26 protein-coding genes are annotated in these 24,715 nt (G+C 71.5%); 20 read left to right on the plus strand and 6 right to left on the minus strand.

Features of this window, described 5'->3' with window-relative positions:
- Positions 1 to 78: 78 nt before the first annotated feature.
- Complete coding sequence (locus DSM112329_RS05570; RefSeq protein ID WP_354700821.1) at positions 79 to 807, minus strand: hypothetical protein; 729 nt, start codon at positions 805 to 807, stop codon at positions 79 to 81.
- Positions 808 to 937: 130 nt separating this feature from the next.
- Here DSM112329_RS05570 and DSM112329_RS05575 point away from each other — a divergent pair, with 130 nt between their 5' ends.
- The 3 genes from DSM112329_RS05575 to DSM112329_RS05585 all read left to right on the plus strand — a co-directional run bounded on the left by DSM112329_RS05575 (position 938) and on the right by DSM112329_RS05585 (position 3,088).
- Positions 938 to 2,065 carry a LuxR C-terminal-related transcriptional regulator gene (locus tag DSM112329_RS05575; protein ID WP_354700822.1) on the plus strand — a complete coding sequence of 376 codons (1,128 nt, stop codon included), beginning with the start codon at positions 938 to 940 and terminating at the stop codon, positions 2,063 to 2,065.
- 111 nt (positions 2,066 to 2,176) lie between these two features.
- A complete protein-coding gene (locus tag DSM112329_RS05580) occupies positions 2,177 to 2,359 on the plus strand; it encodes a hypothetical protein (protein ID WP_354700823.1) in 183 nt (60 codons plus the stop codon).
- A 177-nt stretch (positions 2,360 to 2,536) separates the two neighbouring features.
- Entirely contained in the window at positions 2,537 to 3,088 is a 552-nt protein-coding gene (locus DSM112329_RS05585) for a sugar O-acetyltransferase (protein ID WP_354700824.1), read from the plus strand.
- Positions 3,089 to 3,186: 98 nt separating this feature from the next.
- Here DSM112329_RS05585 and DSM112329_RS05590 read toward each other — a convergent pair whose 3' ends face one another.
- Entirely contained in the window at positions 3,187 to 3,771 is a 585-nt protein-coding gene (locus DSM112329_RS05590) for a methyltransferase domain-containing protein (RefSeq protein WP_354700825.1), read from the minus strand.
- Positions 3,772 to 3,881: 110 nt separating this feature from the next.
- Here DSM112329_RS05590 and DSM112329_RS05595 point away from each other — a divergent pair, with 110 nt between their 5' ends.
- The 4 genes from DSM112329_RS05595 (at position 3,882) to DSM112329_RS05610 (ending at position 8,135) form a co-directional block, all read left to right on the plus strand.
- Positions 3,882 to 4,907 (plus strand): LuxR C-terminal-related transcriptional regulator, encoded by a 1,026-nt coding sequence (locus DSM112329_RS05595; protein WP_354700826.1) that lies wholly within the window; start codon positions 3,882 to 3,884, stop codon positions 4,905 to 4,907.
- Positions 4,904 to 6,031, plus strand: a complete 1,128-nt coding sequence (locus tag DSM112329_RS05600; protein WP_354700827.1) for a LuxR C-terminal-related transcriptional regulator — start codon at positions 4,904 to 4,906, stop codon at positions 6,029 to 6,031. Before DSM112329_RS05595 ends, DSM112329_RS05600 begins: the two co-directional genes overlap by 4 nt.
- Positions 6,032 to 6,104: 73 nt before the next feature.
- Positions 6,105 to 7,574 carry an NAD(P)/FAD-dependent oxidoreductase gene (locus tag DSM112329_RS05605; protein ID WP_354700828.1) on the plus strand — a complete coding sequence of 490 codons (1,470 nt, stop codon included), beginning with the start codon at positions 6,105 to 6,107 and terminating at the stop codon, positions 7,572 to 7,574.
- Positions 7,575 to 7,670: 96 nt separating this feature from the next.
- Positions 7,671 to 8,135, plus strand: a complete 465-nt coding sequence (locus DSM112329_RS05610) for an SRPBCC family protein (protein WP_354700829.1) — start codon at positions 7,671 to 7,673, stop codon at positions 8,133 to 8,135.
- A gap of 34 nt (positions 8,136 to 8,169) precedes the next feature.
- Here DSM112329_RS05610 and DSM112329_RS05615 read toward each other — a convergent pair whose 3' ends face one another.
- Complete coding sequence (locus tag DSM112329_RS05615) at positions 8,170 to 8,724, minus strand: dihydrofolate reductase family protein (RefSeq protein ID WP_354700830.1); 555 nt, start codon at positions 8,722 to 8,724, stop codon at positions 8,170 to 8,172.
- Positions 8,725 to 8,798: 74 nt separating this feature from the next.
- A complete protein-coding gene (locus tag DSM112329_RS05620) occupies positions 8,799 to 9,311 on the minus strand; it encodes a cupin domain-containing protein (protein WP_354702445.1) in 513 nt (170 codons plus the stop codon).
- 64 nt (positions 9,312 to 9,375) lie between these two features.
- Here DSM112329_RS05620 and DSM112329_RS05625 point away from each other — a divergent pair, with 64 nt between their 5' ends.
- From DSM112329_RS05625 to DSM112329_RS05635, 3 genes are all read left to right on the plus strand, one after another.
- On the plus strand, positions 9,376 to 9,813 hold the full coding sequence (locus tag DSM112329_RS05625; protein WP_354700831.1) for a MarR family transcriptional regulator: 438 nt from the start codon (positions 9,376 to 9,378) through the stop codon (positions 9,811 to 9,813).
- A 54-nt stretch (positions 9,814 to 9,867) separates the two neighbouring features.
- Positions 9,868 to 10,602 (plus strand): PPK2 family polyphosphate kinase, encoded by a 735-nt coding sequence (locus DSM112329_RS05630; protein WP_354700832.1) that lies wholly within the window; start codon positions 9,868 to 9,870, stop codon positions 10,600 to 10,602.
- Between the two features lie 79 nt (positions 10,603 to 10,681).
- Positions 10,682 to 11,245 carry a dihydrofolate reductase family protein gene (locus tag DSM112329_RS05635; RefSeq protein WP_354700833.1) on the plus strand — a complete coding sequence of 188 codons (564 nt, stop codon included), beginning with the start codon at positions 10,682 to 10,684 and terminating at the stop codon, positions 11,243 to 11,245.
- Here the strand turns inward: DSM112329_RS05635 and DSM112329_RS05640 are convergent.
- On the minus strand, positions 11,221 to 13,356 hold the full coding sequence (locus tag DSM112329_RS05640; protein ID WP_354700834.1) for an MMPL family transporter: 2,136 nt from the start codon (positions 13,354 to 13,356) through the stop codon (positions 11,221 to 11,223). The genes DSM112329_RS05635 and DSM112329_RS05640 overlap by 25 nt on opposite strands.
- A gap of 230 nt (positions 13,357 to 13,586) precedes the next feature.
- Between DSM112329_RS05640 and DSM112329_RS05645 the strand changes: the two genes are divergently transcribed.
- The 10 genes from DSM112329_RS05645 to DSM112329_RS05690 all read left to right on the plus strand — a co-directional run bounded on the left by DSM112329_RS05645 (position 13,587) and on the right by DSM112329_RS05690 (position 24,071).
- Positions 13,587 to 14,123 carry a cysteine hydrolase family protein gene (locus DSM112329_RS05645; RefSeq protein ID WP_354700835.1) on the plus strand — a complete coding sequence of 179 codons (537 nt, stop codon included), beginning with the start codon at positions 13,587 to 13,589 and terminating at the stop codon, positions 14,121 to 14,123.
- A gap of 132 nt (positions 14,124 to 14,255) precedes the next feature.
- On the plus strand, positions 14,256 to 15,662 hold the full coding sequence (locus tag DSM112329_RS05650; RefSeq protein ID WP_354700836.1) for an AarF/ABC1/UbiB kinase family protein: 1,407 nt from the start codon (positions 14,256 to 14,258) through the stop codon (positions 15,660 to 15,662).
- On the plus strand, positions 15,659 to 17,086 hold the full coding sequence (locus tag DSM112329_RS05655; protein ID WP_354700837.1) for a cytochrome P450: 1,428 nt from the start codon (positions 15,659 to 15,661) through the stop codon (positions 17,084 to 17,086). Before DSM112329_RS05650 ends, DSM112329_RS05655 begins: the two co-directional genes overlap by 4 nt.
- Complete coding sequence (locus DSM112329_RS05660) at positions 17,083 to 18,552, plus strand: cytochrome P450 (protein ID WP_354700838.1); 1,470 nt, start codon at positions 17,083 to 17,085, stop codon at positions 18,550 to 18,552. Before DSM112329_RS05655 ends, DSM112329_RS05660 begins: the two co-directional genes overlap by 4 nt.
- Positions 18,549 to 19,355 carry an SDR family NAD(P)-dependent oxidoreductase gene (locus DSM112329_RS05665; protein WP_354700839.1) on the plus strand — a complete coding sequence of 269 codons (807 nt, stop codon included), beginning with the start codon at positions 18,549 to 18,551 and terminating at the stop codon, positions 19,353 to 19,355. Before DSM112329_RS05660 ends, DSM112329_RS05665 begins: the two co-directional genes overlap by 4 nt.
- Before the next feature lie 14 nt (positions 19,356 to 19,369).
- The gene (locus DSM112329_RS05670; protein ID WP_354700840.1) at positions 19,370 to 20,866 is read left to right on the plus strand and encodes an NAD(P)/FAD-dependent oxidoreductase; all 1,497 of its coding nucleotides are present in this window, start codon (positions 19,370 to 19,372) and stop codon (positions 20,864 to 20,866) included.
- Positions 20,863 to 22,032, plus strand: a complete 1,170-nt coding sequence (locus DSM112329_RS05675; RefSeq protein WP_354700841.1) for an alpha/beta hydrolase — start codon at positions 20,863 to 20,865, stop codon at positions 22,030 to 22,032. The genes DSM112329_RS05670 and DSM112329_RS05675 overlap by 4 nt, the downstream gene beginning before the upstream one ends.
- Before the next feature lie 17 nt (positions 22,033 to 22,049).
- Complete coding sequence (locus DSM112329_RS05680) at positions 22,050 to 22,505, plus strand: MaoC family dehydratase N-terminal domain-containing protein (RefSeq protein ID WP_354700842.1); 456 nt, start codon at positions 22,050 to 22,052, stop codon at positions 22,503 to 22,505.
- A gap of 1 nt (position 22,506) precedes the next feature.
- Positions 22,507 to 22,929, plus strand: a complete 423-nt coding sequence (locus tag DSM112329_RS05685; RefSeq protein ID WP_354700843.1) for a MaoC/PaaZ C-terminal domain-containing protein — start codon at positions 22,507 to 22,509, stop codon at positions 22,927 to 22,929.
- 32 nt (positions 22,930 to 22,961) lie between these two features.
- Positions 22,962 to 24,071, plus strand: a complete 1,110-nt coding sequence (locus DSM112329_RS05690) for a hypothetical protein (RefSeq protein ID WP_354700844.1) — start codon at positions 22,962 to 22,964, stop codon at positions 24,069 to 24,071.
- A 282-nt stretch (positions 24,072 to 24,353) separates the two neighbouring features.
- Here DSM112329_RS05690 and DSM112329_RS05695 read toward each other — a convergent pair whose 3' ends face one another.
- A complete protein-coding gene (locus tag DSM112329_RS05695) occupies positions 24,354 to 24,569 on the minus strand; it encodes a DUF6458 family protein (RefSeq protein ID WP_354700845.1) in 216 nt (71 codons plus the stop codon).
- Positions 24,570 to 24,715: the final 146 nt, after the last annotated feature.

The following is a 24,715-nucleotide window of genomic DNA, read 5'->3' on the forward strand; positions in this document are numbered from 1 at the left end:
CCTGTTGGCCAACTGGGCCCGTGCACGACCGCGCAGGAGGTACCCGGTCTGGCCTGTGATCGTCGGCCCCGCCCGGCGTCAGGCGGTCGTCGCCGCGGACCTTCCGCGGCGGGAGTAGCGATAGACCGCGCTGCGGGCCATGTTCAGGGCACCCGCAGGTCGCAGTCCGCCGCCGGTGTTCGTGATCGGATCGAAGTTCAGGTCTGCGTCGGCGGGCAGTGGCTTCCTGAGAGTGAGCGTGCCGATGATCGCGGGCCGATGGAGCCGCTGCGCCACGGAGACGCCGAACACGGCGCCGCGGTCCGCGACCTCGGCCCGGAGCGCCTCTATGCCGGGGCCGGGGCCGGTGACAGCAGGCGGCTCCCACCCGAAGATGATCGGCCCCGCACCCGCGTCGAAGGTCAGGCAGCTGGAGTAGGCGTTGGCGTACCACCGCGGGGAGGGCAGGAACAGTTCGTTCAGCGGCGCCGGGCGCCGGGAGGAGTTGCAGAGCAGATCCTGGTGCCGACCCGGGCCGTACGCGTCCACGACGCGGACGGCGATGCCGAACACGTCGCCGAGCTGCCGCGGGAGGCCGACCATCCGCGAGCACCGCACGATCACCGGCCGCGGGCCGGCCGGGCGAAAGACCTCGGCGCCGGCGACGTGCTCCGAGTCGCGGTCGATCTCGAGGGTGCCCTCGCAGAGCAAGCCCTGCGGGTGCACGCTGCGGTCCCCACGGAGGACGCTCAGCACTTGGAATCCAGGGCCGAAGGTGCGTTCGTAGGTGGCCTGAACCAGACCGTCGACCTGCGCAAGGACGCTCATGCCCGCACGGTCGCACGCTGAGGGCCGATCCTCGTCGGCCCCAGGGGGGAGCCGCCTGCCCCGAACGGTGCCTACGCCACTCGGCAACCGGGTTTCGCGCCGCTGGTCGCGATGCGCGAGTATCCGGCTCATGGAGAGCGGCGTGACGGTGCCGGCCTGGCGAGAGCGCGGTGCGCCGGTCCGCGACCGCGCACTGCTCGACCGCATCAACACCGCGTTGAAGCGGGTGCCGGGCGCCGCCCGGGTGTCGACCCGCGCGGACGCCTCGGAGCTGCTCGCCGCGCTCGACGCTGCACTCGATACCGTCACCCGCGCCGACGTCGTGCGCGAGCTCTGCACGCTGCAGGGGGACGTGCGCGTGGCCGTGGCCGCCGACCCCCTGCGGGGCGTGACGTCCGTCCAGGACGCCTTGTCGCGACTGCGCGGCAGCGAGACCGCAGCGCAGGTTCTGCGGCGCGCTCCCGAGGTGATCGTCGAGTGCATGGACTTCGACCGTGCGTTCATCTCCGAAGTCACCGACGGCGTCTGGACTCCGGTGAGCGTCTACGTGCACGACGATCCGCGCTGGGCCAAGTCGATCCTCGACGCCGCCCGCCAGCAGGTGCAGTCACTCGACGCCCTGGTTCTGGAGACGGAGATGGTTCGCCGGCGCCGGCCGTTGCTCGTCCGCAACGTCCAGGACCGCTCGGACGTCCATCACGCTGTGGCTTCGACGTCCGACAGCCGCTCGTACGTCGCGGCTCCGATCATGCCCGAGGGACTGGTCATCGGGTTCCTGCACGCCGACCTTCGCCTCAGCGGCCGCCATCCCGACGAGACCCACCGCGACCTGCTGTTCACGTTCGCCGAGGCACTGGGCGCGATCCTCGAGCGCACGGCGTTGCTCGAGCACCTCGCGACGCTGGAGCAACGCGCAGCCGATCTCGTCACCGCGTTCCGCGATGCGTTCGCCGACCGCCGCGAGACCCAGCTCTCGCTCGCCCCCGCAGAGTCCGACGCGGTCACCCCTCGGCGGTCACGCGCCGATGCGCCGGCGAGCGAGCACCGCCTGCGGGAGCTGCTCACCACGCGCGAGCTCGACGTGATGCGCTACGTGGCCGCCGGCATGTCCAACCGCGACATCGCCGCTCAGCTCGTCGTCAGCGAGGGAACCGTCAAGTCGCACATGAAATCGCTCCTGCGCAAGATGCACGCCACCAACCGCGCTGAGGCGACCTCCAAGTACATGCGGCTGATCGCTCGCACCCCGGACGGTTGACCCGCGCCGACGCTGCTACGAGTCCTCTGCATGACCCCGTCGTCGGAGGACGGCTGACTCCGCCTGGTTGCCGCTGGTTTGATGGTCCGCCGCAGCGGTGATCTCTCACCCATGGACGAACCCCGGACACCAGAACAGCGGCGGCAGGCGAAGGGCATGGCAACGGGCGGTCTCATCGGCCTGGTCGCTGTGGCGATCCTCATCATCGCCCTCGGCGCGTCCGTCGTCTCGCTCCTGCCGATGGCTGTCGCCGCCGTCCTGCTGGTCGCCGTCTACACGGGCCGCTTCGGCTGAAGCGCGGCGAGGCGATGAGTTCAGGCGACCGTGGTCGTCCGTGCTCGTATGACCACTACCGCCGCGACAGGATCCACGGCGCTCCAGTGGTCGCGCCGTCGCGCCGTCGCGCCGTCGCGCCGTCGCGCCGTCGCGCCGTCGACGATCGACGCCGGCGACTCGGCGTACATTCGCCGCATGAACGAGCTCGACGTCCGCGCGCCGGGAACCCGACCGATCTTCGATCAGGTCCCGCGCGCCATCGCCCTGACCGAGCGACTCAACCGCCTGCCCTACGCCGACCAGGACGCGATCCGCGCCGTCTGGGCCGAGCTGACCAACTCAGAGCCCGACCCGACGTTCCGGCTGATCCCGCCCGTCTACTCGGACCAGGGCGTGAACATCACGCTCGGCCGCAACGTCTTCATCAACCAGAACTGCACGCTCAACGACATCGGCGGCATTGTCATCGGGGACGACGTGCTTGTCGGGCCGGGTGTGAGCCTCATCAGCTCCGGCCACCCCGTCGATCCTGCGCGCCGGCGCAGCCACATCACCGCGGGACCCATCGTGATCGAGCGCGGGGTCTGGCTCTGCGCCCGTGCCACCGTGCTCCACGGCGTGACCGTCGGTGCTGACTCGGTCGTCGCGGCGGGGGCCGTCGTCACCCGCGACGTCCCTGCCGGCGTGGTGGTCGGCGGCACCCCGGCCCGTGTGCTGCGGACGGTCACGGACGACGATCAGGTCTGAACGCACCCGTGCCGTGCTTTCCAGCACGCGTGCGCTGCCGCAGCCGGAGTCCTCGGGGCTCGGCGTCCCTGGGCGGAAGCACGAACGAGGACCGTCGGTCAACGGTGGGTGCGCGCCCACACGGCCCAGAGTGGATCGCCGTCTGTGTAGGGGTCGGTGCGCAGGTCGGACTCGGGCGGGTCGAAGCCGCCGCTGAGCTGGAAGTAGCGTCGTACGATCTTCACGTGGGTGGCGTCGTCTGCGGCGAGCCAGCCGCGGATGGCCTTGGTCGGGAAGCAGCGGTTGGAGAACGTGCAGACGAACAGCCCGCCGGGCTTCAGCACCTGCGCGACCTCGGCGAACACCTCCAGTGGGCGGGTGAGGTAGTCGACGCTGACGCAGCAGACTGCGTGGTCGAAGCTCTGAGCGTCGAACGGAAGGTCGGGTGTGCGGTTGAGGTCGTGGACGACGCGCTCGGTGGCGGCAGCGTTGGCTTGCAGCTCGTCGTCGTTCATCCCCAGGACGACGAGCTCCTCGGGCGGGACCGTGAAGTGCGAGACCCAGGAGGACATCAGGTCGAGGGTGCGGCCGCGGTCGACGCCGAGTTCTTCGTACAGCGCGCCGACCGCGTTGATCGCGCCTTCGTCGATGTGGGTGACCAGGCGTGGTGGGCCGTAGAAGCCGGCGTCGGGCGCGGGGTCCATGCGGTCGAAGAATCCCGGGGGGAAAGCGTCGTCGCGGTCCATGCCTCGGGTACGGGCCGCCAGGGTCTCGGGGGTCACCAGCGGGCGTGGATGGAGGAGGATGGGCCGTGATGTCGCCCAGCTCCCCAGCTGACGTCCTGCGGGCGTCGTTCGACGACGATGCTCCGCGCTCGGTCGCGGATTCCGTCGCGCGTCTGGAAGCGCTCGTGGAAGCGGACGCGGCCGACACGGCGACTGCGGCAGCCGCGCAGCGCCGCCGGTTCGAGGTGCCGCTCCAGGTGCACGAGGCCCTCGGGCGCCTGCGGGCGGAGGCGACGTCGCCGGCGGAGCTCGTGGCGGCGGCACCGCGACTGGTGTGCGAGGCGTGCGGGTTCTCGCGGTCGTTGATCTCGCGAGTGCACGGGAGCCGCTGGAAGCCGGACATGGTGTGGAGCGATCCGGCGGTGGTCCCGGTGGACGTGCGGGCGTCGTTCGAGGGGTACGTCGACGAGACGGAGATCCCGCTCGAGCATCTGCTGCTGGAGGCGGAGCTCGCTCGGCGGCGGCGGCCGGCGCTGGTGAGTGACCCGCTGACGGACGAGCGGACGTTCAAGGGGATCATCGTCGCGTCGGAGACCGACGGCTACGTGGTCGCGCCGATCGCCCCGACGGGGAGCGTGATCGGGTTCCTGCACGCCGACCGGCTCGGGCAGGGCCGGTCGGTGGACGCGCGCGATCGGGAGAACCTGTGGATGTTCGCCGAGCACTTCGGGCTCCTCTTCGAGCGGCTGGTGCTGGTGGGCCGGCTCGAGCAGCAGCGCGTGCAGATGAAGGTCGCGCTGCGGGAGGCCGGGCGCCACATCGACGAGGCGTGCACGGCGGAGATCGAGCTCGCGCGCGAGGAGCCGGTCGGACTCGAGGAGGAGCGTCGGCCCCCTACCCGTGGAGGGGGCGCGGCACGGCTCACCGTCCGCGAGGTCGAGGTCGTCGAACTGCTGGCCGCGGGGCGTTCGAACGGGGAGATCGCGCGTGCGCTGGTGGTGTCCGAGGCGACGGTGAAGTCACACCTGGAGCGGGTCCTGCGCAAGCTCGGCGCGAGCACCCGGGCGGAGGCCGTCGCGCGGTACCTCCATCTGTCCCAGGACCCGCGTCGATGACGACGACGGGGGACGAGGGCGCGGCCGCGCTGACGGCACGGGTGGACGAGCTCGCCCGAGCGCTCGAAGGCCGGATGACCGCCGGGCCGCCGGGGGTCTCGGATCTGGGGGCGCTGGCACCGTGGCTCGCGTCGGCCAGGACGTCGGCCGCCGGTGCGCTCGCGGCGTGTGGTCAGATGGACGCGGAGGCGGGCGGCTGGCTGTCGCTGGCGCTCGAGGCCCGGGATCTGCTCGTCGCCTGCGGCGTGCTGTCCGAAGCCGACCGCGTCGCGCGCGAGGCGGCCGTCGCCCAGGCGCTTCACGAGCTGCGCGCGGTGGGCACCGCGGCGGATCTGCTCGATCGCGCCTGCGACGTCCTCGTCGAGCACTGCGGATTCCGACGGGCGCTGCTGAGCCGGACGGACGGCGAGCGGTGGCTGCCTTGGAAGGCGCGGTTCGCCGGCGACGCGGACTTCGCCGAGCGGTTCACGGCCGAGCTGCAGGAGCGGCGGATCGATCTCGTCGACGCGCCGCTGGAGCGGGACGTGGTCGACCGGATGCGTCCCGCCATCGTCCTGGACGCGGTCGGCGACGCGCGGACGAACAAGCCGACCGTCGAGCTCGGCCTGACCGGCTCCTACGTCGTGGCACCGATCATCCCGGGCGGCCGGGTCGTCGGGTTCTTCCACGCCGACCACCATCCCTCCGGCCGCGTGGTCGACGAGGACGACCGCGACGCGCTCTGGGCGTTCGCCGAGGGGTTCGGCCGCCTCTACGAGCGGGCGGTCCTGATCGAACGGCTGGCGGCGCAGCGACGGCACATCGAGCAGGCCTTCGCCTCGGCCCGCGAGACGTTCGCAGCGCTCGATCTCGACGTGCGGCTGGTCGACGTGGAGGGCGACCCGCTGGGCGAGGACGAGGCCCTTCCGGCGCCGGCGTCCAACGAGTCGGTCCGGGCGCTGATGACGGGCCGCGAGCGCGAGGTCCTCGACCTCCTCGTCCGGGGCATGGGAAACCGGGAGATCGCCGACCGTCTGGTGCTTCAGGTCGGCACGGTGAAGACGCACGTCAAGTCGATCCTGCGAAAAGTCGGGGCGGCGAACCGCGCCGAGGTGATCGCGCTGTACGTCCGCGGCAGCAGCTGAATCGCCCGAATCTCCCCCCATCGGCGGCGAAGTCCCGCCAACGGGGGAGGGGAGAGGGGCGTAGCGTCGTCCCATGACATCCAACGCTCCGGACTCCGTCGAACGCGCAGACGTCGTCATCGTCGGCTCCCGCTGCGCCGGCACCGCGGCCGCCGTGCCGCTGGTCCGGGCAGGCCACAAGGTCGTCGTGCTGGACAAGGCGCGGTTCCCGGCCGACACGCTGTCGACGCACGTGCTCGTGCCCAACGGCGTGTCGGAGCTGAAGAAGATGGGTGCGCTCGATCGGATCCTGGCGTTGAACCCCGCGCGGTCGACGCACCTGCGGATCACCGACGGCGACATGGTCGTCTGCGAGCGCTACAAGCCATTCGACGGCATCGACTACGGCATCTGCGTTCCGCGGAACCTGCAGGACGAGTGCCTCGTCGAGACGGCACGCGAGGCCGGTGCGGACATCCGCGAGAAGTGCAGCGTGGAGAGCGTCGTGTGGCGCGGCGGTCGCGCGGTGGGCGTCGTATACAGGGACCCGGACGGCGAGGAGCGGGAGATCCACGCCAAGCTCGTGATCGGCGCCGACGGCCGCAGGTCGCGGGTCGCGGCGGAGGTCGATTCGTGGACGCCCTACCGGGGTTCGAAGAACGGGCGCGGGTTCGCGTTCCGGTACATGGACGACCCGAAGGCAGGGACCTCGCAGCACGAGGAGATGGGCGTCTACCGTGCCGAGCGCACCGTCGGCCTGACCCTCCCGTCGACGCCGGAAGGCCGCGTGCTTGCCGTCTGGATGTGCCCCGCGGAGGACGTGAGCGGCTTCCGCATGGACCCCGAGGCGGCCTGGCAGCAGAAGCTCGACGGAGACCCCGTCATGGCCGACCGGCTGGCGGGCGCGCAGAACATGGGCAAGGTCCGCAGCACCGCGGACCTGTCGTCGTACTACCGCCGGTCGAGCGGCCCGGGCTGGGCGCTGGCGGGCGACGCCGGCCACTTCAAGGACCCGGTCACCGGCAACGGGATGCGCGACGCGCTGAAGCACGGCCGCCTGCTCGGCGAGGCCGCCGCCCCGAGGCTCCACGATCCCGAGCGGCTGGACGCGGCGCTCGCCGTGTGGGAGCGGGGCCGTGACCTGGACACCCTGAGCACCTACCACTGGGGCAACCGCGAGTCCCGGCCCGACCCGGTGTCGGACCTCGTGCGGGAGGTCCTGCGGACGTTCGCCGGCCAGGAGGGGCCCGACCTGTCGGACACGTTCAACCGCGCCCGGCCGATCGAGGCGATCGTCAGCCCGACGCACTTGGTCAAGGGCCTGGTCGCTGCGCTGCGCCGTCCCGGCGCCGACCGCAAGGCGATCGTCAAGCAGGCGCTCGGGGAGCTGCCGCTGGAGTGGCACGGACGACGCAACCGGCTGCTCGACGGCTTCCGCTCGACCCGTCCCACGAAGACCGAGCGGCCTGACTGGACGGTCGGCAACGCCCCCGGGCCGCCCTCCTACCGGCCTGCAGCAGACCCCGCGCCGGTCGGCGCCGATGTCCCGGCGGTGGCGGCATGAGCAGCGTCGAAGCACCGCTCACGCGGACCGGCGCGAACCTGAACCAGCCGCAGATCTCGAGGGTCGCCACAGCCCATCCCGACCCGAAGGCCTGACATGCCCACGCTCCAGCTCACCGACGAGAACTTCCTCCGTACCGCCCCGACACGCTTCACCGAGACGTTCGACATCCCCAGACCCGCCGACGCCGTCTGGGCCGAGCTCACCGGCGACAGGCCCCTGGACTGGTGCCGCGCGCTCTCGATCACCTGGACCTCGCCACGGCCCCTCGGCATCGGCGCCACCCGGACCGCGAAAATCCTCGGCGCCCTCTCCGCCAACGAGCGCTTCTTCATCTGGGAGGAAGGCCGCCGCAAGGCCTTCTGCATCACCGACACCAACCTTCCGGTCTTCAACCGCCTGGCGGAGGACTTCCTCGTCGAGCCGAACGGCCCCGACCGCTCACGCTTCACCTGGACCATCGCGATGGAGCCCAAGGGCATCGCCAAGGCCGGCGGTCCCGCGAACAAGCTGCTCGTGGGCAGCCTGTTCAAGGACACGCGCCGCCACTTCGCGGGCTAGCGCCGACCGCGGCGAGCCACGTGGGCGCAGTCGGTCATCGCTGCGGCACCAGGACCTGGATGAGCGCTCCACTGCGGAAGCGCTGCTCGTCGACGACCTCGAGCTTCAGGTGCTCGCCCAGATCGGCGAACGGGCTGCGGCCGCTGCCGATCACGATCGGCACCGTCGACAGCTGATACTCGTCGACGAGGCCCAGGCGGGTCAGCGCGGCGGCCAGTGTCGGGCCGCCGTGGACCAGGATCGTCCCGTCGTCGCGGCGCGCCCTCAGGTCCGCGATGCCGGCGCCTGCGTCGCCGAAGACCTCGGCCGGTCCCCAGCTCGTCTGCTTCAGTGTGCGGGAGAAGACCGCTTTCGGCTTCGCGTTCATCGCGGCGGCGATCGGCGCCTCGGACGCAGCCCAGTGCGGACCCATGATCTCGTAGCTCCGGCGGCCCATCGCGTGCACGCCGGCCGCCTCGAGCGCGCGCAGGCTGCGCTCACCCGAGTCCTCGCCGAACCATTCGAACATCCACTCATGGCTCCCGTCCGGACTCGTGGCGAAGCCGTCGAGGGACAGGACCATCTTGAGAATCACCTTGCGTTCGCTCATGCGGGTGGAGACCGACCCACCCACCCGAACTCATCGGTCGGCGACGTCACGCCGCCGTGCGGGGCTGGCGCCGCTCAGGCCTTCCAGCCGAGCGTCCGCCCGATCAGCGTCAGCGCTCGGAAAAGCGGCCGCTTCGGCCCGACGGCGACGATCTCGTCCGGATACTTGGTGAACAGCATCGCCGCGTAGATCGCGGACTTCGGGTTCTTCGGAGGCAGCGAGGTGATCTTGCCCGCACCGGCCAGGCTGGCGCCGTCGATGAAGAAGCCCTCCATCTGCTGGGCGGGCGAGTGGGTGTTGACGAGCTTGGCCGGGGTGTCGCTGAGATTGCGGACGGAGTGCGGCGCGCCCCTAGGGACGACGGACGTCTCACCGACGGCGACGGGGCTCCAGGTCCCGTCGAGAAGGACCTCGACGCCACCCTCGAGCACGGTGAACGTCTCCTCAGCAGCAGGATGGACATGGACGGGAGGCCCCGCCATCCGCGGCGCGAACCACATCGTCCCCTCCAGCAGCGCACCGTTCGTCTCCGCCGCGCTCCGCGTCGTCTCCCACTGCATCCCGACCCCCGGGCCCCAATCGTGCATGTCGACCACCTCCACCAAAGTAGTACGGCTTGTCGTACGAAGTAGTATGGAGTACCGTACGACTATGTCAAGTCCGCCGCCGCCGCCCTCAGTCATCGCGCTGCTGCGGATGGCCTGGGAGGACGCGATCCTCGAGGTCCACGACGGGCTGGTGGACGCTGGGTTCGAGGACATTCGGCCGGCCCACCGGATCGTCCTGCGCGACGTGCTGACCGCGGGCCTGCGGCCGACCGACCTCGCGGCTCGTCTGGGCGTCAGCAAACAGGCCGCGAACGACGTCCTGCGCGAGTTCGAGGCCGGCGGCTACATCACGCTCGTGCCCGATCCGGAGGACGGACGGGCCAAGCGGATACAGGCCACCGAGCGCGGGACGGCGCTGGTGCAGACCGCCTCGCGGGTCAGCGTCGAGATCGCGGACCGCTGGGCGGCGAGCGTCGGCGAGCGGCGCTTCGCGCAGTTCGAGGAGGTGCTGCGGGAAGTCGCCGACGACGCCACCGGCTGACGCCGCGCAGCCACCTGCGACCGGGGAGGAGCGCGGCCGTCAGACTGGCGCGACATGACCCTGGACACTGACCTGCACGAGCGCATCGCGGAGCTCCACGACCGCTTCGTCAAGGACGGCTCCCATGCGTTGCTCGTCGTCCTGCAGGGGTTCGACGGCGCGGGGAAGGATCACGTCATCCGCCAGGTGTTCGGCGCCATGGACCCCGCCGGGATTCACGTCCACAGCTTCAACAAGGCGGCCGGCGAGGAGGCGGAGCACGACTTCCTGTGGCGCTTCCACCGGCACGCCCCGGCGCGCGGCTGGGTGCACGTGTTCGACCGCTCGTACTACGAGGAGGTCATCTCGGCTCGCGTGCACGGCCTCGTCGACGCGGAGGAGGCCGCTGAGCGCTGTCGCTCGATCAACGACTTCGAGCAGATCCTGCACCGCGACGGCACCCGGCTGATGAAGGTCTATCTCGACATCGAGAAGGACGAGCAGGCGGAGCGCGTGCGGGAGCGGCTGACGGTGCGCTCCGAGCAGGCGGAGTTCTCGGCCGCCGATTGGAAGGACCGCGAGCTCTGGGACGAGTTCCAGCGGGCGTACGCCGACGCGCTGGGCGCGACGGACACCGAGATCGCGCCGTGGCACCGCATCGACGCCGACCCCCGTCCCGAGGCGCAGGCCGAGGTGGCCCGACGCCTGATCGCGCTCCTCGAGTCCCTCGACCCGCAGTACCCCGAGCTCGACCTCGATGAGGTCCGTGCGGCCGGGCTCGACCCGGACGACCTTCCGCCGCCGCAGTAGACGGGGTGCCGGTCGCGCGCCGATGAGTTCCGCCGCCGGCCGTCGTCACAGCCCCACCGGTCACGACGCGAAGGAACCCATGGGAACGCTGATCATCAACAACGCCACCACGATCGACGGCGCCTTCCAGGCGCCGCAGCCGGAGCCGAACGGCTGGCTGCGGCTGGACCCCGACAGCCAGCAGGCCTCGCTGGAGAAGTGGCAGGCCGCCGACGCGATGGTCCTCGGCCGCAAGACCTACGAGGGGCTCGCCGCGGTCTGGCCGCAGATGGTCGATCTCCCCGGCCTCGAGGCCTACGCCCGGCAGATGAACTCGATGCCCAAGTACGTCGCCTCCAGGACGCTGACCGCGCCGCTGGACTGGAACGCGACGCTGCTCGAAGGCGAGCTCGCCGACAGCATCGCCGGCATCAAGGCCCGCCACGAGGGCAACCTGATCGTCACCGGCGGCGGCGAGCTGGCCGCGGCCCTGATCGCCCAGGGCCTGGCCGACGAGCTCTGGATCACCGTCTGCCCGTACATCTGGCCCACCGGCCCGCGGATCTTCGATGCGCTGCCCGCCGTCCCCCTCGAGCACATCGCCACCACGACGTTCGCGTCCGGCGTGGTCCGCCTGACCTACCGGCTCGGCCCCCCCGACTGACCCACGGGCGCGCCGCGGTTCCACGGGGCCCACCAGTTCGCCCGGCCGAACAGGGTGACGAGCGCCGGGACGACGAGCGCGCGCACGACGGTCGCGTCCAGCAGGATCCCCGCCGCCAGGCCGGTCGCGAGGATGCGGATCTCCGTGTTGGGCGTGGCGGCCAGCGCAGCGAACGCGAGGAACAGGATCAGCGCGGCGCTCGTCACGAGGCGGCCGGTCCGGCCGAGGCCGGCGATCACCGCCTCGTCCGTCGAGCCGGTGCGCTCGTACTCCTCGCGCATGCGGGCGAGGATGAACACCTCGTAGTCCATCGACAGGCCGTAGAGGAACGCGAAGATCGCGAGCGGGACCCAGCCGGTGATCGATCCGGTGGACGGCACGCCGCCGATCAGCTCCGATCCGTGGCCCTGCTGCCAGACGAGGACGACCACCCCGAACGAGGCGCCGACCGACAGCACGTTCAGGAGGATCGCCTTCAGCGGCAGGAGGATCGAGTTCAGGGCGCGGGCGAGCAGCGCGAACGTGATCAGCGCGATCAGCGCGACCATCAGCGGGAACGACGCGTAGATCGCGTCGGAGAGGTCGCGGTCCTGCGCGTCCGGGCCGCCGACGCGGGCGTCCAGGTCCGCGTCGCGCAGGCGATCGAGCGCCGGGCGGCCGTCGCCGGACGCGTCGTCCCGCAGGACCACGAGCGACAAGGAGCGTCCACCGGCCGACCAGCTCTCGGCGGCCGGGCTGATGACGGCGCTGACCCCCGGCACCGCCGCGGCGCGGCGGCGGTCAGAGGGCGTGAGGGGACCGTCGGACACCAGCTCGACCGGGGTCAGCGCGCCGGAGCCGATTCCCGAGCGCTCGAGCGCCTCGAGCGTGGACCTGGCCTGCCCGCCCGCCGACAGCGCGTCGACCGACGGGCGGCCCGGACGCAGGTCGGTGGCGACGAGGGCGAGCGCGCCGAGGACCAGCAGGCCGGCGACGGCGGCGGGCCAGCGGCGGCGGACGACGAACGTGGCCCAGGCGGTCCAGCGTTCGCCCGGATCGTGATCCTGGTCCCCGCGGCGGCGGTCCAGCCGCGGTCCGAAGGCGGACAGCAGCGCGGGCAGCAGGGTGAGGGCTGCGGCGACCGACACGAGCGGGATGAGCAGGCCGCCGTAGCCGATCGAGCGGATGAAGGGGACCGGGACGACGACGAGCGCGAGCAGCCCGATGGCGACGGTGAGCCCGCTGACCGCGACGGAGTGGCCGGCGGTGCGCATCGCGGTCGCGACGGCGGTCGCGTTGTCGTGCCCGTGGGCGCGCTCCTCGCGCCAGCGCACGACGATCAGCAGGGAGTAGTCGATCGCGACGCCGAGCCCGATCAGCCCCACGAGGAACTGCACGACGAACGAGACATCGGTGACCTCGGTCAGGAGCCGCAGCAGGACGAACGTCGTCAGGATCGAGCAGGCCGCGATCGCGATCGGGACGAGCGCCAGCGCCGAGGCGAACACGAGGCCGAGCACGATGAGGGCGCCGATCCCCCCTCCGAGCGTCTCGATCAGCAGGCCGGGGCCGCCGCCCGAGCCGGTGTCGTCGGCGAGCGCCTCGATCCCGGTGACGCTGATGCGGACCCCGGGCGCGGCCGACTCGCCGACGACCCGGCGCGCCGCGGACAGGGCCGCAGGATTCTCGTCTGGCGCCGGGCGCCCGAGCGGGGGGAAGACGAGCGCGACCGCCGAGCGGCCGTCGCGGGCGACCAGCCCATCGGTGTCGCGGTCGCCCTGGGCCGCGCGGTCGTCCCGTCCCCCGCGGTCGCCCGCAGTCAGCACGCGCGACCCGGGGACAGCCTTGCCGACCCGCTCGGCGACCTGGGCGAGGCTCCGCTGCATGCGCGCGCTGCTCGCGTCGCCTGCGCGGCGCGCGACCAGGACGACCGGCGCGACCTGACCGCCGTTCCCGAAGTCGCGGGCGATCTCGCGGTTCGCCTGGAAGGCCGGGCGGCCCGGGGCGTCGAACGACCGCGAGAGGACGTCGTTGATCGATCCGGCCGCCCACCCGCCGGCGACGGTGAGGACGAGCCAGGCCGTGACGACCAGCCGGCGGTGCTGCGTGGCCAGGGCCGTGACGCGGCGCATCAGCGGGGCGCCGGGATCGGCGTGGTGAGCTTCACGGTGGACCTCGGGTTCGGGGGTGGTGTGACGGAGTCTGTCCGCGGCGGGTGCGCCGGCGGATCACGCGAGAGCGTCAGGACCCGCGGCCCTGCGACGGATACCCCCGGAACGCGATCGTCACCCCGCGCGGCGAGGACGATGGTCGGGGCCCCGTTGAGGGTAGGGCCCACCATCCACCCACCGAAAGAGCAGACATGTCCAGAGCACTCGTCATCGTCGACATCCAGCGCGACTACTTCCCCGGCGGCAACATGCCGCTGCACGAGCCGGAGGCGGCTGCCGCCAAGGCCGGCCAGGTCCTCGAGGCGTTCCGCGGGTCCGGCGAGCCGGTCATCCACATCCAGCACCTCAGCGCCGCCGGCGTCGGCTTCCTCGAGGAGGGGACTGCCGGCGCGGAGATCATGGCTCCGGTGACCCCGGCAGGCGACGAGATCGTGATCCAGAAGCGCGCCCCGAACTCGTTCCTGCAGACCGACCTGGAGCAGCGCCTGCGCGACCTCGGCGTCAGCGAGGTCGTGGTCGTCGGCATGATGACCAGCATGTGCGTGGACGCCACCACGCGCGCCGGCGCCGACCTCGGCTTCCAGATGACCCTTGTCCCCGACGCCTGCGCGGCCCCGGCCCTCGAGCACGGCGGACGGACGGTCGCCGCCGAGGACGTGCATGCCTCGTTCGTCGCCGCGCTCGGTCAGTTCTACGCGACCGTCACACCCGCCGACCAGCTCGGCTGACGCGTCCCGCACGGCGTTGGTGAGAGCGCCGGTTTGACCGTTCGGGTGATCGGTGACATAGTCCTCGCACCGTTCGCCGATCAAGCGATCGGCGAACGACTTCCCGCTCCGACCCCGACGCGCAAGGACACCATGGAAGAAGACGAGATTCGCGGGTCCAGGTTCAGGCGGGCCGCCACGATCACCGGTGCGGCGGCAGGCATCGCCGCCCGGGAGGCAAAGGCCCGCACGATGGTCAAGACGTCGCGGCCGGGCAACGCGGAGGCACGGCAGGCCGCGGCGTCCCGCCAGCAGCTGAAGTCCGCCCAGGCGCTCGTGAAGGTCTTCGCCGGGATGCGCGGCGCAGCGATGAAGGTGGGCCAGACACTGTCGGCGGTCGACCTCGGCATGGTGCCGGAGGAGATCCGCCCGGAGTTCCAGGCGATCCTCGCGCAGCTGCAGCAAGGCGCCGACCCCGTGTCCTTCAAGGCGATGACGAAGGTCATCGAGAGCGACCTCGGGGCCAAGCTCAAGGACGTCTTCGCGGACATCGACCCGGAGCCCATCGCGGCCGCATCGATCGGGCAGGTGCACCGCGCGACGCTCCACGACGGCCGCGACGTCGCCGTCAAGGTGCAGTACCCGGGCATCGCGGAGGCGATCCACTCGGACCTGCAGAACCTGCGGCTGGGGCTCAAGCTCCTGTCCGTCATCGCGCCCGGGATCGACACCGGCGCGATCGCCGACGAGATCCGCGAGCGGATCACCGAGGAGCTCGACTACGAGCTGGAAGCCTCCAACCAGCGCGCGATGTCGCGCGTCTACCGCGATCACCCCTTCGTCGTCGTCCCCGACGTGATGACGGACCTCTGCCGCGAGCGGGTGATCGTCAGCGAGTTCATCGACGCCAAGCGATTCGCCGAGGTCAAGGCGACCGCGACGCAGGCCGAGCGCGACCGCATCGGCGAGATCATCGTGCGCTTCTATCTCAACGGGCCGATGCGCCACCGGCTCCTGAACGGCGACCCGCACCCGGGCAACACGCTGTTCCTCCCGGACGGCCGCGTCGCGTTCCTCGACTTCGGCTTCTTCAAGCGGATGGGGGACGTCGAGGTCGAGCACCTGGTCGAGACGACGCGCGCCACGCATCAGAAGGATCCGCAGCGGCTGCTGGAGATCGTCGCATCCCTCGGGGCCCTGCCACCGGACCCGCGGCTGGCCCAGCCCTTCTTCGAGAACTACGAGGCGATCTTCGGCTGGCTGATGGTCGACACGCCGCTGAAGGTCGACGTCTCGCAGACCGCGGACATGATGCGGCGCTACACGCAGATGCGCGGCCAGGAGGGCTTCGACGAGCTGACGCTGCCGGCGGAGCACTTCGTCTTGATGCGCGGGGTGATGCTCGTCATCGGGCTGCTCGGGCAACTGGAGTCCGAGAACACCTGGTTCGACATCGCGCGCGAGTGGCTCTACGGCGACCCAGCGACGACCGAGCTCGGTCGTGCCGAGGAGGCGTTCTTCGGGTCGCGGCACACCTACACGACCGGCGTCGCGGCATGACCCCGGCGACAGCTGCACGACCGGCGAAGACCCCGTCATTCGCTCCGGTCCCCTTCGCCGTCGACATGCTCCTCAAGGGCCTGCACGTCGACGGCGACATGGTCAAGGGGAAGGAGGGCACCGACATCTCGACGGTCCGCATCGGGCGCCGGCGGATCTTCCTCATCACCCACCCGGACTACGTCGATCACGTCCTGCACACCGCGGTCGACAAGTACCACAAGTCCATCGAGTACGAGCTGCTGCGCGCGGTCCTCGGGCTGAACCTCTTCACCGACGAGGACGAGTCCTGGCGGCGGCATCGCATGATGCTGAACCCGACGATGTCCAAGCGGCACGTGCGGGGGATGGTCGACCTGATGATCGACCCGATCGAGGCGTACCTCGAGGCGTTCGACGACGGCGCGGAGCGGATCCCGCTGGAGATGGCGAGCTCGATGGTGGAGCTCACGATGGACGTGGTGGGGGCGGCGCTGTTCGGGCACTCCTTCGGTGAGGTCGCCCGCAAGATGAGCCGCGTCGTCACCATCGGGCTGCGCGGGGCGGAGTTCGCGACGCGGCTGCTGATGGTCCTCGCGCCGCCGATCCCCGTCATGCGCGGCGTCGGCGGGTTCATCCACCACGCGCCGCTGCTGCCGCCGCCGCTGTCGTCGATGCAGTACACGATGAAGACGGTCGACAAGGCGGTGTGGGACCTGATCCACGACCGTCAGGCCAACCCGACCGACAGCGACGACCTGCTGAACCTGCTGCTCGGGGTGAGCGACGACCAGGGCTCGCTGCCGCTCAAGCGGGTCCGTGACGAGGTCACCACGTTCATGCTCGCCGGCCACGAGACGACGGCGAATGCGCTGGCGTGGATGTGGTACCTGCTCGCGCTCAACACGGACGCGCGGGACCGGATGCTCGAGGAGGTCGACACCGTTCTACAGGGCCGACGGCCGACCGTCGACGACATCTCGAAGCTGCCGTGGACGACCGCCTGCTTCCAGGAGGGCATGCGGTTCTACCCGCCCGCCTGGGTGATCCCGCGGGAGTGCGTGCAGGACGACGTGATCGACGGGCACCGGATCCCGAAGGGGTCGACGGTGATCATGCCGGTGCACACCGTCCACCACGACGCGCGGTTCTGGCCGGACCCGGAGGTCTTCGATCCGTCGCGGTTCCTCGCGGAGAACATCAAGCAGCAGCACCGTTCGGCGTTCATCCCGTTCGGCGGCGGCCGCCGCGTCTGCATCGGCACGTCGTTCGCGCTGATGGAGACGACGCTGATCACCGCGATGATGAGCCAGCGGTTCGTCTACGACCTCGTGCCGGGCCACCCGGTCGAGCCCGAGGCGACGCTCACGCTGCGCCCGCGCAACGGCGTGAAGATGGTCGCCCGCCGGCGTGTCCACGCCCGGACCGAGGCGGTGACCGCATGACCCCGACCACCGCTGAGGCGGTGCCCGTCGAGGCGACGCCGCACCGCCGCATCCCGCGGCTGAACGGCCTGATGATGGCCCAGGAGATGCTCCTTCGAGGCCTCGCGACCGACGCCCGCATAGTGACGGGCGTCGAGGGCAGCGACATCTGCCAGTGGCGGATCGGCACCCGGGTCGGCATCGCCGTCACGCACCCGGACTACGCCGACCACGTCCTGCACAAGGCCGCCGCGAAGTACCACAAGTCGATCGAGTACGAGCTCCTGCGCGCGGCGCTCGGGCTGAGCATCTTCACCGACGAGGACGAGTCCTGGCGCCGGCACCGGATGATGCTCAACCCGACGATGTCCAAGCGCAACGTGCGTGGCATGGTCGACCTGATGATCGACCCGATCGCGGGGTTCGTGGACGAGCTCGACGACGGTTCGGCGCGCATCGAGCTCGAGATGGTCGAGGCGATGACGGAGCTGACGCTCGACATCGTCGGCGCGTCGCTGTTCGGCCACGAGATGGGCGAGCTGGCCCGCAAGCTCAAGCGCGCGGTGACCGACGCGCTGCGCACCGCGGAGGTGGGCGCGCGGCTGATGATGATCGCCGACCCGCCGGTGTGGCTGGCTCGGCTGTGCGCCGGGGTCGTGCGCCACACGCCGCTCCCGCTCGTGCCGCCCCCGCTGGACAAGCCGAGCTGGGCGCTGAAGGTCATCGACAAAACGATGTGGGAGACGATCCACGAGCGCCGCGCGCACCCGACCGACTCCCCGGACCTGCTCAACCTGCTCCTCGCCGCGAGCGACGAGGAGGGCGGCCTGAGCCTCAAGCGCGTGCGCGACGAAGCGACGACGTTCATGCTCGCCGGGCACGAGACGACGGCGAACGCGCTGGCGTGGATGTGGTACCTGCTCGCGCTCAACACGGACGCGCGCGACCGGATGCTCGAGGAGGTGGACACGGTCCTCCAAGGCCGTCGCCCCACGGTCGACGACATCCCGAAGCTCCCCTGGACGACGGCCTGCTTCGAGGAGGGGATGCGGCTGATGACCCCGGTCTGGGTCATCCCGCGCAAGTGCGTGGAGGAGGACGTCATCGACGGCCACCGCATCCCAAAGGGCGCGACCGTCTACATCCCCGTCGACAAGATCCACCACGACGAGCGCTTCTGGCCCGACCCCGAGGTCTTCGACCCCAGCCGCTTCATGCCGGGGGCGTCGAAGGGGCGCCATCGCAGCGCGTTCCTGACCTTCGGCGGTGGCCGGCGCGTGTGCATCGGGACGTCGTTCGCGCTCATGGAGGGCACGCTCATCACCGCGATGATGAGCCAGGACTTCGTCTACGACCTCGTGCCCGGCCACCCGGTCGAACCCGAGGCGACCCTGACCCTGCGCCCGCGCAACGGCGTGAAGATGATCGCGCGGCGGCGGACGTCCGCTGCCGCGGCGGTCGCCCCGACAGAAGAGGTGGCGGTATGAGCAAGGTCAGGCTGAAGGGGGCCCGCGTGGCCATCACCGGCGCCGGGAGCGGCATCGGCGCCGCTGCCGCCCTGCGCTTCGCCAAGGCCGGAACGGAGGTCATCGCGGTCGACATCGACGGGACGAGCGCGGAGGAGTCCGCCGTCGCCTGCCGCGCGCTCGGGGTCGAGGCGCACGCGTACGTCTGCGACGTCGCCGACGCGACCGCCGTGCACGACCTCGCCGACCAGATCGAACGCGACCGCGGGCCCGTGGACGTCCTTGTGAACAACGCGGGCGTCGGCATCGCGGGCCCGCTCCTGGACTCGTCGCTCGAGGACTGGGAGTGGCTGCGGTCGATCAACCTCGACGGGGTCGCCCACGGCTGTTACGCCTTCGGCCCCGGGATGGTGGAGCGCGGCCGCGGCCAGGTCGTGAACATCGCCTCGGGCGCCGCGTACATCCCGCAGCGGAACATGGCCGCGTACTGCGCGACCAAGGCTGCGGTGGTGATGCTGTCGCAGTGCCTGCGAGCGGACTGGCGCCCGCACGGCGTCGGCGTCTCCGTCGTCTGCCCTGGCGTCATCGACACGCCGATCGCCTCCGCGACCCGCTACCGGGGCGCGATGACCGCACGCCAGGGGCGGGCCGAGAAGGCGCTCGGCCTCGGCCATTCGCCTGACCTCGTGGCCAAGGCGATCGTCGACTGCGTCCGCAAGAACCGCGACGTGGTGCCGGTCGGCCTCGAGTCCACGCTCGCCTACAAGCTGCTGCGCGGTGCGCCGCAGCCGATCCAGGGCCTCGTCGCCCGCGCCCCGATCTGATGAAGGAGTCACGCATGTCCCCCTCCGCCTCGTCGCAGCACCACCGCCTCGTCATCATCGGCGCCGGCATCGCCGGCGTCGGCCTCGGCGTCCGTCTGCTGCAGGCCGGCGTGGACGACTTCGTCATCCTCGAGCGCAACGCGTCCGTGGGCGGCACCTGGTTCGAGCACACCTACCCGGGCTGCGGCTGCGACGTCCCGGCCAACCTCTACTCGTACTCGTTCGCGCGCAATCCGAAGTGGACGCGGATGTTCCCCCGGCAGGACGAGATCCTGGAGTACGTCCGCGACACCGCCGACGAGTACGGCGTCACCCCGCACATCCGCTTTCAGACCGAGATGGAGCACAGCGGCTGGGACGAGGCCGCGGGCCTGTGGCGCGTGCGGACGATCGGCGGCGAGGAGCTGACGGCGGACCTGCTCATCAGCGCGATCGGCGCCACGGCCGAGCCCGACGAGCCGGCGATCCCCGGCCTGACGAAGTTCAAGGGCCACCGCTTCCACTCGGCCCGCTGGGATCACGACCACGACCTGACCGGCGAGCGCGTCGCCGTCATCGGCACCGGCCCGGCCGCGGCGCAGTTCGTCCCCCGGATCCAGCCGCAGGTGGCCGCGCTGAAGGTCTTCCAGCGCACCCCGCCGTGGGTGATCCCGCACGTCGACCGGCCCGTGCCGTGGATCGAGCGCCAGCTCTACCGCGCCGCGCCCGTCCTGCAGGACGTGCAGCGCAACGCGCTGTTCGCCGTCTACGAGTCGATGGGGGTCGGCTTCCGCGGGCAGACCGCGCTGATCGCCCCGGTCGAGGCGATCGGCCGCGCGCACCTGCGCCGCCAGGTCAAGGACCCGGTCCTGCGGGCGAAGCTGACACCGCATTACCGCTTCGGCTGCAAGCGCCCGGTCCTGTCGAACACGTACAACCCGGCGCTGGCGGCGGACAACGCCGACGTCATCACCGAGGGCATCACGAAGGTCGACGGCAGCGCGATCGTCACCGCCGATGGCGGGCGGCACGAGGTCGACACGATCATCACCGCCATCGGCTACAAGTACGGCCGCTCGCTGCTGGCCCACCGCATCACCGGTCAGGACGGCCGCACCCTCGGCGAGTACTGGGACCAGTCGCCGAAGGCGTACCTCGGCTCGGCGGTCCCGGGCTTCCCGAACATGTTCATCCTGCTCGGCCCGAACTCGATCGGGATCAACTCGGTGATCTTCTCGCTCGAGTCCCAGATGGCGTACGTCATGAGCGCGCTGAAGACGATGGACCGCCGCGGGCTCGCCCGTGTCGAGGTGCGGCCCGAGGCGCTGCGCGAGTTCGTCGACGACGTCGACCGCCGCAGCGAGGGCAGCGTCTGGACCGCCGGCGGCTGCAAGGCCTACTACGTCGACGACACGGGCCGGAACTTCGGCCTGTACCCGGGCTTCGCCCTCGGGTTCCGCCGGCGCACGCGGACGTTCGACGCCGCGCCGTACGTCGTGGAGGAGACGACGCGGACGACGGTGGCGGCGTGAGCGCGCAGTCCCTCGCGCTACGCGATCGGGTTCCGTCGGACGGGACCGGTGCGCTCCCGGCCGCGTCCGATCTGGACCCGGTCGCGCGGGTGCTCTACCACGGCTCGGTGGCCGCCGACTACGGGCTGCGCACCGGCCTGGCCTCCGTGCTCAGCGCAGCCATGCTGCCGGCGGCGCTGCGGGACTGGTCCGGCGAGGAGCGGCGCCGACTCGAGTTCTATGCCGAGCTCGGCGCCGCACGCGACCAGGCGACGGTCTTCGCCCCGCCGCCACCGGTGAAGGTGCGCAGCGAGCCGGGGCGGGGACCCGGCGTCGACGGTGGTCGCGTCGAGCTCCTGCGCTTTGACAGTCCCTATGTCGCGCTGAACCCGCTCCTGCGCCGGTCCTACGCCGCCCACAGCAGCAACGCGGTGGCCCGGGCCCAGCACTGGCGCCACGAGGACGGACCCCGCAGGACACTCGCGGTCATCCACGGGTTCGGCGCGTCGCCGGCGTGGTTCAACACGGCGTTCTTCTCGCTCAAGCAGTTCTTCGCGAACGGCTGGGACGTCCTGCTCTACACCCTCCCGTTCCACGGCTCCCGCCGGAGCAACACGCTGGCGGTCAACGGGACCGACCTGTTCGCGCACGGCATGGCGCAGTTCAGCGAGGGGATCGTCCACGCCATCCACGACTTCCGTGCCTTCATGGACCACCTGGAAGCGACCGGCGCGCCCCGGGTCGGCGTGACGGGCCTCTCGCTCGGCGGCTACACCTCGGCGCTGCTCGCCGCCGTCGAGCCGCGGCTGGACTTCGCGATCCCGAACGCGGCCGTCACCTGGCTGCCGCCGCTGCTGAACAGCTGGTTCCCGGCCAACCTCAGCGCGGCCCTGGTCCGCGGGATCTCCCGCACCTCCGACGAGCTCCTCGAGAACGCGCTGGCGCTTCACAGCCCACTGAGCTACGCGCCGCAGCTGGCGAAGGACCGGCTGATGGTCGTGGGCGGCCTCGGCGACCGGCTGGCTCCACCCGAGCAGAGCCTGTTGCTGTGGGAGCACTGGGACCGTCCGCAGCTGGAGTGGTTCCCCGGCAGCCACATCATCCACTTCGGTCGCGGCGGGTACCTCGACGCGATGCGCAGCCTCATGCAAGGGCCGACCGATAAACCATCAGCGATGATGGTTTAACTGCTAGCCTGCCGCGCATGGCGACGACAGACGACATCGGGCGCGAGCTCGAGCGACCGTCCTTCCGCATCGACCCGAGCAAGGTGGGCGAGCTCGCACGGTCGCTGTTCGACGAGGACCCCGTCTACCGCGACGAGGAGGCCGCCCGCGCGGCGGGCTTCGCCGGCCTGCCGGTCCCGCTCACCGCGAGCACGCTGACGTCGTTCAACGCCGAAGGGGGCGCCCTCGGTGCGGCTGCGGCGCTCGGCCTCGATCTCGGCCGGCTGCTGCACGGCGAGGCCAGCTGGGAGTACGTGCGGCCGCTGCGCGTCGGCGACGCGCTCACCGGGACCACGACCGTGCTCGACGTGACGAAGAAGGAGGGCTCGCGCGGCGGGACGATGACGCTCGTGGTCCTGGGCACCGAGTTCCGCGACGCGGGCGGCGACGTCGTCCTGCGCAAGACCGACACCCTGATCGAGCGAGGTGCCTGAGATGAGCACGCCTTCCGCGCCGGTGGCCCTGGCCGCGGGCGACGCCATGCCGGCCGCGTCCGTCGGCCCGATCACCCGCACGGACATCGTTCGCTACGCGGGCGCCGGCGGGGACTTCAACCCGATCCACCACGACGAGCCGTTCGCGGTCTCGCTCGGCCTGCCCGGCGTCTTCGCGATGGGCATGCTCCAAGGCGGGGCGCTCGCGCAGCGGCTGGCCGCGTGGGTCGGGCCGGAGCACGTCCGCACGTTCAACCTGCGCTTCACCGGTCAGGTCTGGCCCGGCGACGTCCTCGCGATCGAGGGCACGGTCAGCGGCGTGGCCGACGGCATCGCTCAGCTGACGCTGACGGCGACCCGCCAGACCGGCGACGTGGTCCTGAAGGCCACGGCGTCGGCGACCGCTGCGCCTGCTGACAGCTGACCCCCCGCGCCGCTTTTTGGGAGGCTCGCGGGATGTCTGCTGCCCAGGCCCCCGCGAAGAGCCCGACACGGGACCGGCCACGGCTGATCCGTCGCGCGCTGATCCTTCTCACCGCCGCCGGGGCGCTCGCCGTCCCGGGCGCGGCCGGGGCCGCCCCCGGCGTCGAGTTCACGAACACCGGCAAGGACTGCCGCAACCTCGCCATCATGGCCGACCTCGACCCGGCCGGCGTCCGCGAGCTGCTTCCCGCGCGGTTCACGCCCGTCAGCCCGCCGCAGGGATTCGTGGAGCTGGCGGAGTGCCCCTCGGGCACGATCGACGGGGCGCCCACCGGGGCCTACCGGATCGCCGAGGCGGCGATCGTCATCCAGACCCCCGTGCCGATGGACGACCCGGGCGGCACGATCACGCAGGACATCTTCGCCGTGTCGCAGCTCGACACGAACGCCGAGCTCTCGCGTCGCAAGCGGGAGGTCGGGTTTCGCAGCGAGGTCGTCGACATCGGGTTCGCGCGCAGCGGCCTGCTCGGGACGCACGTCGAGGCGACGATCCCGTGGCCGTTCTCGCCGTACACGATGTCCGCCGACCTGACGCCGTCGACCCCGCCGCTCCCGATCACCATCGTGACGCGGATCTGGGGGCTGGGCCCGCGGGGCCTGGTCCTGACGCGCAACGACATCGAGCGGGTCGACGAGGGATCGGTCGCGTTCGGCACGGCCACGTTCGCCGTCGGCTCGCCGCTCGCGCGCCTGTTCGGGCAGACGACGGTCCAGGGGACCGGAATCGCGGGACGCGGCACGTTCACCAACGTCACGCGGATCGTCGAGCCGGCCGCGGCACCGGCACCCACCCCTGTCCGCCCGGCGCTGGCCGTCCGGATCGAGAACCGACGCGTGGTGCGCCTCTCGGTCGCGGGCGCCGGCGGTCCGCTGGTGGCGACGGTCCGCCGTGGACGTGGCGCCGCCGGCAAGGTGGTCCGGACCCTGCGCGGCCGCTCGCCACTGCGCTGGGGTGGACGGACTGCGGGCGGCGCCCGTGTGGCCGCAGGGGACTACACGCTGCGGGTCCGCACCGCGGCGGGCGCCCGGATCGGCGCGGTGCGCGTGCGCCTGACCGGCTCTGGGCTGCAGCGGCTGCCCTGACGCTGCCGGCGTCGAGCGCCCGCAGCGCTCGTCGGAAGCTAACCGGCCGGAGTCGTTTCCGGAGGGCACTCCGGAGCGACGTGCCCGCGGCCGGGTGCCGGCGGGCGGGGACGGGTGACGACGGTGTCCGACCCACCGGGCCCGAAGCAGACCGCGATGACCTGGACGCCTTCGGCATTCAGGCGGCGCAGGAGCGCCGGCAGGTCGGCGCTGGGGGTCGAGAGGCGACAGCCCGGCGGCGGCTCGGGCACCGGATGCACGTGCCGCTGCCGGGGCTGGACGTCAGAGCACGTCGCGATCACGGACGACGACGGGACGCTCGGTCCGGCGGCCGGCCCAGACGCTCGTCATCAGCAGGGTGAGGACGAGCCCGATGGCGCCGACCACCATCAGGATCAGGCCGGCGGTGTGGATGCTGAACCCGCTGACCGAGGTGTTCACGGCGTAGCGCATGATCGCGCCGACGGCGATCAGGAAGATCGAAGTACCAAGCTGCATCTGAGCCTCATTTCGGGCGGGCCGGACGGGACGATCCTGTGCCGGCGGGGGGACGGCGCAGCGGATGCTGCAGCCGTGCGCCGCGGACCCGGATGAGCGCTGCTGCGAGCGACCGGGGTCCGTGGCACACCACTAGAGCGCGTCAG

The sequence above is a fragment of the Paraconexibacter sp. AEG42_29 genome (genome assembly GCF_040581415.1).
Lineage (GTDB): Bacteria > Actinomycetota > Thermoleophilia > Solirubrobacterales > Solirubrobacteraceae > Paraconexibacter.

Bases quoted from the DNA above. Each gene is read 5' to 3' on its own strand.
- DSM112329_RS05570 (WP_354700821.1), bottom strand. From the start codon at position 807: ATGAGCGTCCTTGCGCAGGTCGACGGTCTGGTTCAGGCCACCTACGAA.
- DSM112329_RS05575 (WP_354700822.1), top strand. From the start codon at position 938: ATGGAGAGCGGCGTGACGGTGCCGGCCTGGCGAGAGCGCGGTGCGCCG.
- DSM112329_RS05580 (WP_354700823.1), top strand. From the start codon at position 2,177: ATGGACGAACCCCGGACACCAGAACAGCGGCGGCAGGCGAAGGGCATG.
- DSM112329_RS05585 (WP_354700824.1), top strand. From the start codon at position 2,537: ATGAACGAGCTCGACGTCCGCGCGCCGGGAACCCGACCGATCTTCGAT.
- DSM112329_RS05590 (WP_354700825.1), bottom strand. From the start codon at position 3,771: ATGGACCCCGCGCCCGACGCCGGCTTCTACGGCCCACCACGCCTGGTC.
- DSM112329_RS05595 (WP_354700826.1), top strand. From the start codon at position 3,882: ATGTCGCCCAGCTCCCCAGCTGACGTCCTGCGGGCGTCGTTCGACGAC.
- DSM112329_RS05600 (WP_354700827.1), top strand. From the start codon at position 4,904: ATGACGACGACGGGGGACGAGGGCGCGGCCGCGCTGACGGCACGGGTG.
- DSM112329_RS05605 (WP_354700828.1), top strand. From the start codon at position 6,105: ATGACATCCAACGCTCCGGACTCCGTCGAACGCGCAGACGTCGTCATC.
- DSM112329_RS05610 (WP_354700829.1), top strand. From the start codon at position 7,671: ATGCCCACGCTCCAGCTCACCGACGAGAACTTCCTCCGTACCGCCCCG.
- DSM112329_RS05615 (WP_354700830.1), bottom strand. From the start codon at position 8,724: ATGAGCGAACGCAAGGTGATTCTCAAGATGGTCCTGTCCCTCGACGGC.
- DSM112329_RS05620 (WP_354702445.1), bottom strand. From the start codon at position 9,311: ATGCACGATTGGGGCCCGGGGGTCGGGATGCAGTGGGAGACGACGCGG.
- DSM112329_RS05625 (WP_354700831.1), top strand. From the start codon at position 9,376: ATGTCAAGTCCGCCGCCGCCGCCCTCAGTCATCGCGCTGCTGCGGATG.
- DSM112329_RS05630 (WP_354700832.1), top strand. From the start codon at position 9,868: ATGACCCTGGACACTGACCTGCACGAGCGCATCGCGGAGCTCCACGAC.
- DSM112329_RS05635 (WP_354700833.1), top strand. From the start codon at position 10,682: ATGGGAACGCTGATCATCAACAACGCCACCACGATCGACGGCGCCTTC.
- DSM112329_RS05640 (WP_354700834.1), bottom strand. From the start codon at position 13,356: ATGCGCCGCGTCACGGCCCTGGCCACGCAGCACCGCCGGCTGGTCGTC.
- DSM112329_RS05645 (WP_354700835.1), top strand. From the start codon at position 13,587: ATGTCCAGAGCACTCGTCATCGTCGACATCCAGCGCGACTACTTCCCC.
- DSM112329_RS05650 (WP_354700836.1), top strand. From the start codon at position 14,256: ATGGAAGAAGACGAGATTCGCGGGTCCAGGTTCAGGCGGGCCGCCACG.
- DSM112329_RS05655 (WP_354700837.1), top strand. From the start codon at position 15,659: ATGACCCCGGCGACAGCTGCACGACCGGCGAAGACCCCGTCATTCGCT.
- DSM112329_RS05660 (WP_354700838.1), top strand. From the start codon at position 17,083: ATGACCCCGACCACCGCTGAGGCGGTGCCCGTCGAGGCGACGCCGCAC.
- DSM112329_RS05665 (WP_354700839.1), top strand. From the start codon at position 18,549: ATGAGCAAGGTCAGGCTGAAGGGGGCCCGCGTGGCCATCACCGGCGCC.
- DSM112329_RS05670 (WP_354700840.1), top strand. From the start codon at position 19,370: ATGTCCCCCTCCGCCTCGTCGCAGCACCACCGCCTCGTCATCATCGGC.
- DSM112329_RS05680 (WP_354700842.1), top strand. From the start codon at position 22,050: ATGGCGACGACAGACGACATCGGGCGCGAGCTCGAGCGACCGTCCTTC.
- DSM112329_RS05685 (WP_354700843.1), top strand. From the start codon at position 22,507: ATGAGCACGCCTTCCGCGCCGGTGGCCCTGGCCGCGGGCGACGCCATG.
- DSM112329_RS05690 (WP_354700844.1), top strand. From the start codon at position 22,962: ATGTCTGCTGCCCAGGCCCCCGCGAAGAGCCCGACACGGGACCGGCCA.
- DSM112329_RS05695 (WP_354700845.1), bottom strand. From the start codon at position 24,569: ATGCAGCTTGGTACTTCGATCTTCCTGATCGCCGTCGGCGCGATCATG.